The organism is Streptomyces sp. NPDC086023 (assembly GCF_044540325.1).
GTDB lineage: Bacteria > Actinomycetota > Actinomycetes > Streptomycetales > Streptomycetaceae > Streptomyces.
On the sequence record NZ_JBITRX010000001.1, the window covers coordinates 605,691 to 618,826 of the forward strand.

Genomic DNA, 13,136 nt, shown 5'->3' on the forward strand with positions numbered 1-13,136 from the left:
CCGGACCCCGTGGGGCTGCGCCCCGTCCCCGTCCCGCACCGGCCCCACACCGGCAGGCTGCCTTCTCCCCGCCCCGCCCTTCCACCGTTCCCCGGGGCTGCGCCCCGGACCCCGTGGGGCTGCGCCCCGGACCCCGGGGGCCGGCCCAGGGTCCTGGGTCCGCGCCCGGCACCCCAGGCTCCGTCCCGGACCCGAGGCTCCGTCCCGGACCCGAGGCTCCGCCCCGGACCCCAGGTTCCGCCCCGGACCCCGCCGGGCGCTGTCCGTCAGCCTGGGCTTCGCCCCGGACCCCCGCCCGGGGCCGCCCGTCGGCCCAGGCCGTGTTCCGGACAGGGCTGCGCTTCCCCTCGCGGGCAGCGCCCCCGGGCCCCCCGTACCCCCCCCGTACCTCCCGCCCCCCCGGCGCTCGACGGACCCCGGCGCCCCGGCGCGGGCGGGGCCCCCGGGCGGTGTTCGCGGACCCCTCTCCACCCCCGCCGAATGGGCCGGGATGTCGGTGCCCGCCAGTAGGGTGGATGGCATGGCCGACCCCTCCAGCTACCGCCCCGCGCCGGGCCAGGTTCCCGACTCGCCCGGTGTCTACCGGTTCCGTGACGAGCACCGCAGGGTGATCTACGTCGGGAAGGCCAAGAGCCTGCGCCAGCGGCTCGCCAACTACTTCCAGGACGTGGCCGGCCTGCACCCCCGCACCGCCACGATGGTCACCACCGCCGCCTCCGTCGAGTGGACCGTGGTCTCCACGGAGGTCGAGGCGCTCCAGCTGGAGTACTCCTGGATCAAGGAGTACGACCCCCGCTTCAACGTCAAGTACCGCGACGACAAGAGCTATCCGTCCCTCGCGGTGACGCTCGGCGAGGAGTACCCCCGCGTCCAGGTCATGCGCGGCCCCAAGAAGAAGGGCGTGCGCTACTTCGGCCCCTACGCGCACGCCTGGGCCATCCGCGAGACCGTCGACCTCATGCTGCGGGTGTTCCCCGTCCGGACCTGCTCCGCCGGCGTGTTCAAGCGCTCCGCGCAGATCGGCCGGCCCTGCCTGCTCGGCTACATCGGCAAGTGCTCCGCCCCGTGCGTCGGCCGCATCACCCCCGAGGACCACCGCGAACTGGCCGAGGAGTTCTGCGACTTCATGGCCGGCCGCACCGGCACCTACCTCTCCCGCCTGGAGAAGCGGATGCACGAGGCCGCCGAGGAGATGGAGTACGAGAAGGCCGCCCGCCTGCGCGACGACATAGGGGCGCTCCGCCGGGCCATGGAGAAGAACGCCGTCGTCCTGGCCGACGCCACCGACGCCGACCTGATCGCCGTCGCCGAGGACGAGCTGGAGGCGGCCGTCCAGATCTTCCACGTCCGCGGCGGTCGCGTGCGCGGCCAGCGCGGCTGGGTCACCGACAAGGTCGAGGCGGTCGACACCGCCGGACTCGTCGAGCACGCGCTCCAGCAGCTGTACGGCGAGGAGCACGGCGAGGGCGTCCCCAAGGAGGTCCTGGTCCCCGCCCTGCCCGAGGACTCCGCCGCCGTCGCCCAGTGGCTCGCCGAGCACCGCGGCTCCCAGGTCAGCCTGCGCATCCCGCAGCGCGGAGACAAGAAGGACCTGATGGAAACGGTCCGGCGGAACGCGGTGCAGTCGCTCGCCCTGCACAAGACCAAGCGCGCCAGCGACCTGACCACCCGCTCCCGCGCCCTGGAGGAGATCGCCGAGGCCCTGGAGCTGGACAGCGCACCCCTGCGCATCGAGTGCTTCGACATCTCCCACCTCCAGGGCGACGACGTCGTGGCCTCCATGGTCGTCTTCGAGGACGGGCTGGCCCGCAAGAGCGAGTACCGCCGCTTCCAGGTGAAGGGTCGTGTCGGGGACACGCAGGTCTGGCACGGCGCGGGACAGGACGACGTGCGGTCCATGCACGAGGTGGTGTCCCGGCGGTTCCGCCGCTACCTCCAGGAGAAGCTGAAGACGGGGGAGTGGAGCCCCGAGGACGGCGACGACCCCCGGCCGGAGGACGACGGCAGGCCGAAGCGCTTCGCGTACCCTCCCCAGCTCGTCGTGGTCGACGGCGGCCGCCCGCAGGTCGAGGCCGCACAGCGGGCCCTCACGGAGCTCGGCGTCGACGACGTGGCCGTCTGCGGCCTGGCCAAGCGGCTGGAGGAGGTCTGGCTGCCCGGCGAGGACGACCCGGTGGTGCTGCCCCGCACCAGCGAGGGCCTCTACCTCCTCCAGCGGGTACGTGACGAGGCTCACCGCTTCGCCATCCAGTACCAGCGCAACAAGCGCGGCAAGCGCCTCAAGGCGGGCCCCCTGGACGACGTACCCGGCCTGGGGGAGAGCCGCAAGCTGGCGCTGATCAAGCACTTCGGTTCGGTGAAGAAGCTGCGGCAGGCGACAATCGACCAGATCTGCGAGGTCCCGGGCATAGGACGCAAGACGGCCGAGACCGTGGCCGTGGCCCTCGCCCGGGCGGCCCCCGCGGCTCCTGCCGTGAACACCGCGACAGGAGAGATCATTGAGGACGAGACCCCCGCGCCCGCGGGGACCTCGGCCGAACGGGGGACGGAGCAATGAACGCACACGACCGAGACGGAGCACAGGTGAGTACGGGCACGAGCGTGGAGGCGGGTGAAGCCGCCGAGGCGGCCATCCCCGAGCTGGTGATCATCTCCGGCATGTCCGGAGCCGGCCGCAGTACGGCCGCGAAGTGCCTGGAGGACCTCGGCTGGTTCGTGGTCGACAACCTGCCGCCCGCGCTGATCCCCACCATGGTGGAGCTCGGCGCCCGCTCGCAGGGGAACGTCGCCCGCATCGCCGTCGTCGTCGACGTCCGCGGCCGCCGCTTCTTCGACAACCTCCGCGAGTCGCTGGCCGACCTCGACGGCCGCGGCGTCACGCACCGGGTCGTCTTCCTGGAATCCTCGGACGACGCGCTGGTCCGCCGCTTCGAGTCGGTCCGCCGACCGCACCCCCTCCAGGGCGACGGCCGCATCGTCGACGGCATCGCCGCCGAGCGCGACCTGCTGCGCGAGCTGCGCGGCGACGCCGACCTGGTGATCGACACCTCCAGCCTCAACGTCCACGAGCTGCGCGCCAAGATGGACGCCCAGTTCGCCGGGGACGAGGAGCCGGAGCTGCGCGCCACCGTCATGTCCTTCGGCTACAAGTACGGCCTGCCCGTCGACGCCGACCTCGTCGTGGACTGCCGCTTCCTGCCGAACCCGCACTGGGTCCCGGAGCTGCGCCCCTTCACCGGCCTCAACGAGGAGGTGTCGGGTTACGTCTTCAACCAGCCCGGCGCCAAGGAGTTCCTCGACCGGTACGCCGAGCTGCTCCAGCTCATCGCCACCGGCTACCGCCGCGAGGGCAAGCGGTACGTGACCATCGCGGTCGGCTGCACGGGCGGCAAGCACCGCAGCGTGGCCATGTCCGAGAAGCTCGCCGCCCGCCTCGCCTCCGAGGGAGTCGAGACCGTCGTCGTACACCGGGACATGGGGCGCGAGTGACCGGCCGTAGCCTCCGGCTGCGCCGTCTGCGGCGGCTCACGCCCGGGCTCGGCGAGGACGCCGCCCGGGCCCGCCGCAGGCGCGGCGCCCAGCCCAAGGTCGTCGCGCTCGGCGGCGGCATGGGCCTGTCCGCCTCGCTCGCGGCGCTGCGGCGGATCACCGGCGACCTGACGGCCGTCGTGACCGTCGCCGACGACGGCGGCTCCAGCGGCCGGCTCCGCGAGGAGCTGGGCGTGCTGCCGCCGGGCGACCTGCGCAAGGCCCTCGCGGCGCTGTGCGGGGACGACGACTGGGGCCAGACCTGGGCGCGGGTCATCCAGCACCGTTTCGCCAGCAAGGGCGAGATGCACGGCCACGCCGTGGGCAACCTGCTGATCGTCGCCCTCTGGGAGCAGCTGGGCGACCACGTCAGCGCCCTCGACCTGGTCGGGCGGCTGCTGGGGGCGCAGGGGCGGGTGCTGCCCATGTCGGCCGTACCGCTGGAGCTCCAGGCCCTGGTCAAGGGGCACGATCCGGACCGGCCGAACGACGTGGACGTGGTGCGCGGGCAGGCCACGGTGGCCCTGACGCCGGGCGAGGTGCAGTCGGTGCACGTCGTGCCGCACGACCCGCCGGCGGTGCCGGAGGCGGTCGAGGCGGTCCTCGACGCGGACTGGGTGGTGCTCGGTCCGGGCTCCTGGTTCTCGTCCGTCATCCCGCATCTGCTGGTGCCGCAGCTGCTCGACGCGCTGGTCGAGACAAAGGCCCGGCGGGTGCTGTCGCTGAACCTCGCCCCGCAGCCCGGGGAAACCGATGGCTTCTCACCGCAGCGTCATTTGGAGGTTTTGGCACGACACGCCCCTAAACTCGCCCTGGACGTGGTGCTGGCCGACCAGGCTGCCGTGCCCGATCGCGAGTCCCTCGCCGATGCCGCCAAGCGCTTCGGCGCGGCGGTCGAGCTGGCTCCTGTGGCGGCGCGGTCTGGGGGCGGCTCCCAGGCCGACGGCTCCGGGGGTGCCTCTGCCAGGCACGACCCCGAGCTGCTGGCGGCCGCGTACGACCGTATTTTTCGGATGCATGGAAGGATCGGCCCATGGCGATGACGCCTGCGGTGAAGGACGAGATCTCCCGTCTCCCCGTCACCCGCACCTGCTGCAGGAAGGCGGAGGTCTCGGCGATCCTGCGCTTCGCGGGCGGGCTGCACCTGGTGAGCGGCCGCATCGTGATCGAGGCGGAGCTGGACACCAGCTTCGCGGCGCGCCGGCTGAAGAAGGACATCCTGGAGATCTTCGGGCACAGCTCGGAGCTGATCGTGATGGCGCCCGGCGGGCTGCGCCGCGGCTCCCGCTTCGTGGTCCGCGTGGTCGCCGGCGGCGACCAGCTGGCCCGCCAGACCGGCCTGGTCGACGGCCGCGGGCGCCCCATCCGGGGCCTGCCCCCGCAGGTGGTCTCCGGGGCCACCTGTGACGCGGAGGCGGCCTGGCGCGGCGCCTTCCTCGCGCACGGCTCGCTCACCGAGCCCGGCCGTTCCTCCTCGCTGGAGGTGACCTGCCCGGGTCCGGAGGCGGCCTTGGCCCTGGTCGGCGCGGCGCGCCGGCTGTCCATCGCCGCCAAGGCCCGTGAGGTCCGCGGGGTGGACCGGGTGGTCGTCCGCGACGGCGACGCCATCGGCGCCCTGCTCACCCGGCTCGGCGCGCACGAGTCGGTGCTGGCCTGGGAGGAGCGGCGGATGCGCCGCGAGGTGCGGGCCACCGCCAACCGGCTTGCCAACTTCGACGACGCCAATCTGCGCCGCTCGGCGCGGGCCGCCGTGGCCGCCGGGGCGCGGGTCCAGCGCGCGCTGGAGATCCTCGGCGAGGAGGTGCCCGAGCACCTCGCCGCGGCCGGCCGGCTGCGCATGGAGCACAAGCAGGCCTCCCTGGAGGAGCTGGGCGCGCTCGCCGACCCGCCGCTGACCAAGGACGCGGTGGCCGGCCGGATCCGCCGTCTGCTGGCCATGGCCGACAAGCGGGCGCAGGACCTGGGCATCCCGGGCACGGAGTCGAACCTCACCGAGGAGATGGCCGACAACCTGGTCGGCTAGGCGCGCCGGACGGTACGGGCCCGGGGCCGGCGGTCGCGTACGTACGTGCGTACGCGCCGGCACCGGACCCGTACCGTACGCCGCGCGCCGGCCCAGGCCCGTACGCCGGCCCCGGCCCGTACGCCGGCCCCGGCCCGTACGCCGGCCCCGGCCCGTACGCCGGCCCCGGCCGGTGGGCGGGGTCGCCGCCCGGGACCGTGCCGCGGACCCGGGCGCACGCCTCGGACACGCACCACCCGCACGCGCCGCGGACACCACCCCGGGCACCCCAGAACGCCTCGGGTGTCCCACGAGTCCCACGCGTCACAAGGGCCCTCCACCCGGACGGCTCCGCCACCCGAGGCCTTCTTGACATGACCATGCACCACCGTAAGCCTGGCGTCCGCACGCTTTCGTGACGGACGACAGCAAGGGGGGCACATGAGGCGCAGAGCGGGCTCGATCCTCGCCACCGGCGCACTGATCCTCGGCTCGATGGCCGCCGTACCCGCGGCACTGGCCCAGCCCGGCCCGGCCGCCGCGCCGGGGGCCGGACCCGCGGCCGCCGACGAGGTACGGGTCTACCAGGCAGACATCACCCAGCAGCAGGTCCCGCTGGTCCTGGCGGCCGGCCAGGACGCACACGAACTGAGCGAACGACCGCCCGCCGGCGGCACCGCCCGCGTCGAGCTGTTCCTCACCGGCGGCCAGGCCCGCGCCCTCGGCGCCCAGGGCGTCAGGCTCACCGAGCGCACCGTCTCGCCGAGCGGCCTGGCGCGCGCCCGCGCCGCCGGGGACGGGGTGTACCGCCCGTACAGCGGCAAGGGCAACATCCAGGAGGAGATCGTCCGCACCGGCCAGTCCCACCCGGGCCTGACCAAGGTGGTCTCCATCGGCAAGTCCGTCAAGGGCCAGGACATCCTCGCGATCAAGGTGTCCAAGCGGGCCAGGACCACCAGGGACGGCGCCAAACCCGCGGTGCTGTACATGTCCAACCAGCACGCCCGCGAGTGGATCACCCCGGAGATGACCCGCCGGCTGCTCCACCACTACCTCGACAACTACGGCAAGGACCAGCGGATCACGCGGCTCGTGGACACCACCGAGCTGTGGTTCCTGATCTCCGCCAACCCCGACGGGTACGACTACACGCACGCCCCCGACGGCGAGCGGCTGTGGCGCAAGAACCTCCGCGACAACAACGGCGACGGGAAGACCACCACCGGCGACGGGGTCGACCTCAACCGCAACTTCGCCTACAAGTGGGGCTACGACAACGAGGGTTCCTCGCCCGTCACGTTCAGCGAGACCTACCGCGGCTCCGGCCCCAACTCGGAGCCCGAGACCGTCGCCCTCGACCGCTTCCAGAAGCGCATCGGCTTCGAGTACGGCATCAACTACCACTCCGCCGCCGAGCTGATCCTCTACGGCGTGGGCTGGCAGGTGGCCACCCCGACCCCGGACGACGTCCTCTACAAGTCGCTGGCCGGCACGCCGGAGAACCCCGCGGTGCCCGGCTACTACCCGCAGGTCTCCTCGGAGCTGTACACGACCAACGGCGAGGCGGACGGCCACGCGGGCAACGTCAACGGGATCATGATGTTCACCCCGGAGATGACGACCTGCCAGACCGCCTCCGACCTCGACCCCGCCGACCAGTGGCGCGCCGAGGACTGCCCATCCGGCTTCAACTTCCCCGACGACGAGAAGCTGATCCAGGGCGAGTTCGCGAAGAACATCCCCTTCGCGCTCGCGGTGGCCGAGACCGCGTCCCACCCCGACCGGCCCTCCTCCCCGGTCGGCCTGACCGCCGCCGACTTCACGCCCGACCCCTTCACCACCTCCCACGCCCGCGGCGCCGACCAGCAGGTCGCGGTCACCGCGCGCAAGTCGCTCCGGAACAAGGAGCTCAACTACCGGATCAACGGCGGCCGCACGCACGACGAGGACCTCGCGCCCTGGCGCGGCGGCGAGCGCTACGGCGGCACCGACAACCTGTACTTCGACCAGTACCGCGCCGCGGTCGAGGGCGCCCGGCCCGGCGACACCGTCGAGGTCTGGTTCACCGGCCGCACCCGCACCGGCACCCGGGTGTCCAGCGAGCACTTCACGTACACCGTCGCCAGGCGCCCCCGCGCCGACGTCCTCGTGATCGCCGAGGAGGGCGCGGCCGCCCAGCACGCCCAGAAGTACGTGGACGCGCTCCGCGCCGCCGGCCGCTCCGCGACCGTCTGGGACGTCGCCGCACAGGGCGCGCCGCACGCGCTGGGCGTCCTGTCCCACTTCCGCACCGCCGTCCACTACACGGGCGCCCAGGCCCCCTCCGGCCCCACCCAGCTCGCGCTCCGCGACTGGCTCAACGAGGGCGGCCGGCTGGTCGAGGCCGGTGAGCTGGCCGGCGGCGGCGCCCAGGTCGGCCGCGCCGTCACCAACGACTTCAGCCAGTACTACCTCGGCGCCTACGGCCGTACGAGTGCCCGCGGCGCCACCGGCTTCGGCGGCGCGGGCGCCCTGGCCGGAGCGGCCGGCCCGCTCGGCGACGCCCCCGGCGACCCCGGGAACCCGCTGAACGCGGCCGGCGCGTACACCGTCACCTCCGACACCCTGCCGCCCGCCACGTTCCCCCAGTTCGGCAGCGCGCAGGCCGGCCAGTACGCCGGTGTCGTCAACCCGTACGCCCCCTACCGCGGCACCGGCATGGCCGCCGCCACCCACGAGGACGACGACTGGCGGCGCCTGGTCCGCACCGTCGACCTCACCGGCGTCACGGCGGCCGACCGGCCCGAACTGCGCCTCGCCCTGAACTGGAACACCGAACCCGGCTACGACCACGCGCTGCTGGAGGCGCACACGTCGGGAGCCGACGACTGGACCACCCTCCCCGAGGCCTCGGGCCTGACCTCCTCGACCGTGCCCGAGGAGTGCGAGGCCGGGTTCTTCATCAATGACCACCCCTTCCTCTCCCGCTACCTCACCCTCTCGTCCGGCGGCTGCACGGCGAGCGGCTCCACCGGGGCGTGGCACAGCTTCACCGGCTCGTCCGGCGGCTGGAAGGAGGTCGCCTTCGACCTCAGCGCGTACGCGGGCAGGAAGGTCGAACTGGCCCTCTCCTACGTCACCGACCCCGGTTCGGGCGGCCGCGGCGTCTTCGCCGACGAGACCCGGCTGGTCGTCGGAGGCGCCGACCGCGACACCGAGGGCTTCGAGACCTCCCTCGGCGGATGGACGGCACAGGGCGCCCCCGCCGGAAGTCCCGAAGTTCCGGGAGATTGGTCCCGCTCCGGGGAGCTGTTCAAGTCCTACGCGTCGGTCACAACGCGTGACACGGTCCTGCTCGGGTTCGGGCTCGAACACCTCGCCAACCCCCAGGACCGCTCCGTACTCATCGGTAAGGCTCTCAAGTCCCTGCACCGCTGACTCTGCGTGACGGGACCTTGGGTCCCGGGCGGCCTGTGCCTGCCCCATTGGTACAGGCCGTCCCCGCGCGTCCGTGCCCTGACGATGTCACTCAACGGCTCACGGAGAGGTAGGGTCGGAGGCGGTCGGGGACATCCCATACAGCTCGCCGGCGCACAGACCGGCGCACATACGAGGAGATCGGTTCGTGACGATCCGCGTAGGTATCAACGGTTTTGGCCGCATCGGCCGCAACTACTTCCGGGCGCTCCTGGAGCAGGGGGCGGACATCGAGATCGTCGGTGTCAACGACCTGACTGACAACGCCACTCTGGTGCACCTGCTCAAGTACGACACCATCCTCGGCCGCCTGAAGCAGGACGTCAGCCACACCGAGGACACGATCACTGTCGGTGGCAACACCTTCAAGACCTTCGCCGAGCGCGACCCCGCGAACCTCCCCTGGGGCGAGCTGGGCGCCGACATCGTCATCGAGTCCACCGGCATCTTCACGAAGAAGGCCGACGCCGCCAAGCACCTCGCCGCGGGCGCGAAGAAGGTCCTCATCTCGGCCCCGGCCACGGACGAGGACATCACCATCGTGATGGGCGTCAACCACGACAAGTACGACGCGGCCAACCACCACGTCATCTCCAACGCCTCCTGCACCACCAACTGCGTGGCGCCGATGGCGAAGGTCCTCGACGAGAACTTCGGCATCGTCAAGGGCATGATGACCACGGTCCACGCCTACACCAACGACCAGCGCATCCTCGACTTCCCGCACAAGGACCTGCGCCGCGCCCGCGCCGCCGCGGAGAACATCATCCCGACCTCGACGGGTGCCGCGAAGGCCACCGCCCTGGTCCTCCCGCAGCTCAAGGGCAAGCTGGACGGCATCGCCATGCGCGTCCCGGTCCCCACCGGCTCGGTCACCGACCTGGTCATCGAGCTGGACCGCGAGGTCACCAAGGACGAGATCAACACCGCCTTCCAGAAGGCCGCCGAGGGCCAGCTGAAGGGCGTCCTGGAGTACACCGAGGACGCGATCGTCTCGTCGGACATCGTGAACTGGCCGGCCTCCTGCACCTTCGACTCCTCCCTGACCATGGTCCTGGGCAAGCAGGTCAAGGTCGTCGGCTGGTACGACAACGAGTGGGGCTACTCCAACCGCCTCGTGGACCTGACGGTCTTCGTCGGCGCCCAGCTCTGAGCAGGGCCAGGAACACCACGATGTGAAGCACAGGGTCCGGCCGGCGCAACGGAGCGCCGCCCGGACCCTGTAGTTTTCCTGTCGTTCTTCGCCCCGTACGGGCGCCAAAGGAGTCAGAAACAGCATGAAGACGATCGACGAACTTCTCGCCGAGGGCGTCTCCGGCAAGCGGGTCTTCGTCCGCGCCGACCTCAACGTCCCGCTCGCGGACGGCGTGATCACCGACGACGGCCGCATCCGCGCCGTCCAGCCGACCATCGCGAAGCTCGCCGAGGCCGGCGCCCGCGTGGTCGTCGCCTCCCACCTCGGCCGCCCCAAGGGCGCCCCCGACCCCGCCTTCACCCTCGCCCCGGCCGCCCGCCGGCTGGGCGAACTGCTGGGCACCGAGGTCGCGTTCGCGACCGACACCATCGGCTCCTCCGCCAAGGAGACCGTCGCGGCCCTGGCCGACGGCCAGGTCGCGGTCATCGAGAACCTGCGCTTCAACGCGGGCGAGACCAGCAAGGACGACGCCGAGCGCGGCGCGTTCGCCGACCGGCTCGCCGAGCTCGCCGACCTGTACGTCGGCGACGGCTTCGGCGCGGTGCACCGCAAGCACGCCTCGGTGTTCGACCTCCCGGCGCGCCTCCCGCACGCCGCCGGCCACCTCATCGCCACCGAGGTCGGCGTCCTGAAGAAGCTCACCGCCGACGTGAAGCGCCCCTACGTGGTGGTGCTCGGCGGTGCCAAGGTCTCCGACAAGCTCGCCGTCATCGACGAGCTGCTCGGCAAGGCCGACCGCATCCTGATCGGCGGCGGCATGGCGTACACCTTCCTGTACGCCAAGGGCTACGAGGTCGGCATCTCCCTGCTCCAGAAGGACCAGGTGGACAAGGTCACCGAGTACATGGAGCGCGCCGAGCGCACCGGCGTCGAGCTGGTCCTCCCGGTCGACGTGCTCGCCTCCGCCGAGTTCCCGGACCTCAAGGGCAAGACCCCGGCCGAGTTCGTCACCGTCGACGCGGACAAGATCCCCGCCGACAAGGAGGGCCTGGACATCGGCCCGAAGACGCGCGAGCTGTACGCGTCGAAGATCGCCGACGCCGAGACCGTCTTCTGGAACGGTCCGGTGGGCGTCTTCGAGCACCCCGACTACGCCGGCGGCACCAGCGCGATCGCGCAGGCCCTGGTCGACAGCAACGCCTTCACCGTCGTCGGCGGCGGCGACTCGGCCGCGGCCGTGCGCACGCTCGGCTTCGACGAGAAGGCGTTCGGACACATCTCCACCGGCGGCGGCGCCTCCCTCGAATACCTCGAGGGCAAGGAACTCCCCGGCATCGCGGCACTGGAAGGCTGACCCGTGACCTCTCGCACCCCGCTGATGGCGGGCAACTGGAAGATGAACCTCAACCACCTTGAGGCCATCGCGCACGTCCAGAAGCTCGCCTTCGCCCTGACCGACAAGGACTACGACGCGGTCGAGGTCGCGGTCCTGCCGCCCTTCACCGACCTGCGCTCGGTCCAGACCCTGGTCGACGGCGACAAGCTGAAGATCAAGTACGGCGCCCAGGACATCTCGGCGCACGACTCCGGCGCCTACACCGGTGAGATCTCCGGCCCGATGCTGGCCAAGCTGAAGTGCGCGTACGTGGCCGTCGGCCACAGCGAGCGCCGCCAGTACCACGGCGAGAACGACGAGATCTGCAACGCCAAGGTCAAGGCCGCCTTCAAGCACGGGATCACCCCGATCCTGTGCGTCGGCGAGGGCCTGGACATCCGCAAGGCCGGCCAGCAGGTCCAGTACACGCTGAACCAGGTCGACGGCGGTCTCAAGGACGTCCCGGCCGAGCAGGTCGAGTCCATCGTGATCGCGTACGAGCCGGTGTGGGCCATCGGCACCGGCGAGGTCGCCACCCCCGACGACGCGCAGGAGGTCTGCGGGGCCATCCGCGGCCGCCTGGCCGAGCTGTACTCCCAGGAGCTGGCCGACAAGGTCCGCATCCAGTACGGCGGCTCCGTGAAGGCCGGCAACATCGCGGCGATCATGGCGCAGCCCGACGTGGACGGCGCCCTGGTCGGCGGCGCGGCCCTCGATGCGGACGAGTTCGTCAAGATCGTCCGTTTCCGGGACCAGTGACCAGGTCAGTGAGTATGCGGTAGGGCGGATCCGTCGTACCCTTGCGGGGGCCAGGGGGCTGAATCAGCAGCCACTGGCCCCCGCTCTCGATAACCAAGGAAGTAGGGTCCAGCCGTGATTATGGGGTTCTCGATCGCCCTGATCGTCTTCAGCCTGCTGCTGATGCTGCTGGTGCTGATGCACAAGGGCAAGGGCGGCGGCCTCTCCGACATGTTCGGCGGCGGCATGCAGTCCTCCGTCGGCGGCTCCTCGGTGGCCGAGCGCAACCTCGACCGCATCACCGTCGTGGTCGGTCTGCTGTGGTTCGCGTGCATTGTCGCGCTTGGCCTGATGATGAAGCTCGACAGCTGACCGGAAGTAACTCCGGCCATTGGACGCGCGTTGGGACTTCCGTAGACTGGGGCGCCCGCGGCGGACAACACAGCGAACGCGGCACCATCACGCAGGGAGTTACGACCGTGGCAAGTGGCAACGCGATCCGTGGAAGCCGGGTCGGAGCGGGGCCGATGGGTGAGGCCGAGCGCGGCGAGTCCGCGCCGCGCCTGCGCATCTCCTTCTGGTGCTCCAACGGGCACGAGACCCAGCCCAGCTTCGCCAGCGACGCGCAGGTACCGGACACCTGGGACTGCCCGCGCTGCGGCTTCCCGGCCGGCCAGGACCGGGACAACCCCCCGGCCCCGCCGCGCACCGAGCCGTACAAGACGCACCTCGCGTACGTACGGGAGCGGCGCACGGACGCGGACGGCGAGGCGATCCTCGCCGAGGCGCTCGCCAAGCTCCGGGGTGAGATCTGAGCCGTCCGCGGCCCGGACACACCGTCTGACTCAGGGCCCGGCCCGTGGGAGACCTTCTCCCGCGGGCCGGGCCTGTTTGTGTCGGTT

10 protein-coding genes are annotated in these 13,136 nt (G+C 71.9%); all 10 read left to right on the forward strand.

Translation table 11 applies throughout. From position 1 onward, the window contains the following. The first annotated feature begins 520 nt into the window (after positions 1-520). The 10 genes from uvrC to ACIF6F_RS02760 all read left to right on the forward strand — a co-directional run bounded on the left by uvrC (position 521) and on the right by ACIF6F_RS02760 (position 13,049). A complete protein-coding gene (gene uvrC, locus ACIF6F_RS02715) occupies positions 521-2,557 on the forward strand; it encodes an excinuclease ABC subunit UvrC (RefSeq protein WP_399940166.1) in 2,037 nt (678 codons plus the stop codon). Next, complete coding sequence (gene rapZ / locus ACIF6F_RS02720) at positions 2,554-3,489, forward strand: RNase adapter RapZ (RefSeq protein ID WP_399940169.1); 936 nt, start codon at positions 2,554-2,556, stop codon at positions 3,487-3,489. Before uvrC ends, rapZ begins: the two co-directional genes overlap by 4 nt. Further along, a complete protein-coding gene (gene yvcK / locus ACIF6F_RS02725) occupies positions 3,486-4,571 on the forward strand; it encodes a uridine diphosphate-N-acetylglucosamine-binding protein YvcK (protein WP_399940172.1) in 1,086 nt (361 codons plus the stop codon). The genes rapZ and yvcK overlap by 4 nt, the downstream gene beginning before the upstream one ends. After that, positions 4,562-5,551 carry a DNA-binding protein WhiA gene (gene whiA / locus ACIF6F_RS02730; protein ID WP_399940174.1) on the forward strand — a complete coding sequence of 330 codons (990 nt, stop codon included), beginning with the start codon at positions 4,562-4,564 and terminating at the stop codon, positions 5,549-5,551. The genes yvcK and whiA overlap by 10 nt, the downstream gene beginning before the upstream one ends. Positions 5,552-5,971: 420 nt before the next feature. Beyond that, positions 5,972-8,947: a M14 family zinc carboxypeptidase gene (locus ACIF6F_RS02735; protein ID WP_399940176.1), complete on the forward strand. Its 2,976-nt coding sequence runs from the start codon at positions 5,972-5,974 to the stop codon at positions 8,945-8,947. Positions 8,948-9,134: 187 nt separating this feature from the next. Continuing rightward, a complete protein-coding gene (gap, locus tag ACIF6F_RS02740) occupies positions 9,135-10,139 on the forward strand; it encodes a type I glyceraldehyde-3-phosphate dehydrogenase (protein WP_399940179.1) in 1,005 nt (334 codons plus the stop codon). Positions 10,140-10,263: 124 nt separating this feature from the next. Next, positions 10,264-11,475, forward strand: coding sequence for a phosphoglycerate kinase (locus ACIF6F_RS02745; RefSeq protein ID WP_399940181.1), 1,212 nt, complete (start codon positions 10,264-10,266; stop codon positions 11,473-11,475). 3 nt (positions 11,476-11,478) lie between these two features. Beyond that, positions 11,479-12,255, forward strand: a complete 777-nt coding sequence (gene tpiA / locus ACIF6F_RS02750; RefSeq protein WP_399940184.1) for a triose-phosphate isomerase — start codon at positions 11,479-11,481, stop codon at positions 12,253-12,255. 120 nt (positions 12,256-12,375) lie between these two features. Further along, a complete protein-coding gene (gene secG / locus ACIF6F_RS02755; protein ID WP_399940555.1) occupies positions 12,376-12,606 on the forward strand; it encodes a preprotein translocase subunit SecG in 231 nt (76 codons plus the stop codon). A gap of 107 nt (positions 12,607-12,713) precedes the next feature. After that, entirely contained in the window at positions 12,714-13,049 is a 336-nt protein-coding gene (locus ACIF6F_RS02760) for an RNA polymerase-binding protein RbpA (protein WP_007263454.1), read from the forward strand. The last annotated feature ends 87 nt before the right edge of the window (positions 13,050-13,136 follow it).

Bases quoted from the DNA above. Each gene is read 5' to 3' on its own strand.
- ACIF6F_RS02735 (WP_399940176.1), top strand. From the start codon at position 5,972: ATGAGGCGCAGAGCGGGCTCGATCCTCGCCACCGGCGCACTGATCCTC.
- ACIF6F_RS02745 (WP_399940181.1), top strand. From the start codon at position 10,264: ATGAAGACGATCGACGAACTTCTCGCCGAGGGCGTCTCCGGCAAGCGG.
- secG (WP_399940555.1), top strand. From the start codon at position 12,376: ATGGGGTTCTCGATCGCCCTGATCGTCTTCAGCCTGCTGCTGATGCTG.
- rapZ (WP_399940169.1), top strand. From the start codon at position 2,554: ATGAACGCACACGACCGAGACGGAGCACAGGTGAGTACGGGCACGAGC.
- uvrC (WP_399940166.1), top strand. From the start codon at position 521: ATGGCCGACCCCTCCAGCTACCGCCCCGCGCCGGGCCAGGTTCCCGAC.
- whiA (WP_399940174.1), top strand. From the start codon at position 4,562: ATGGCGATGACGCCTGCGGTGAAGGACGAGATCTCCCGTCTCCCCGTC.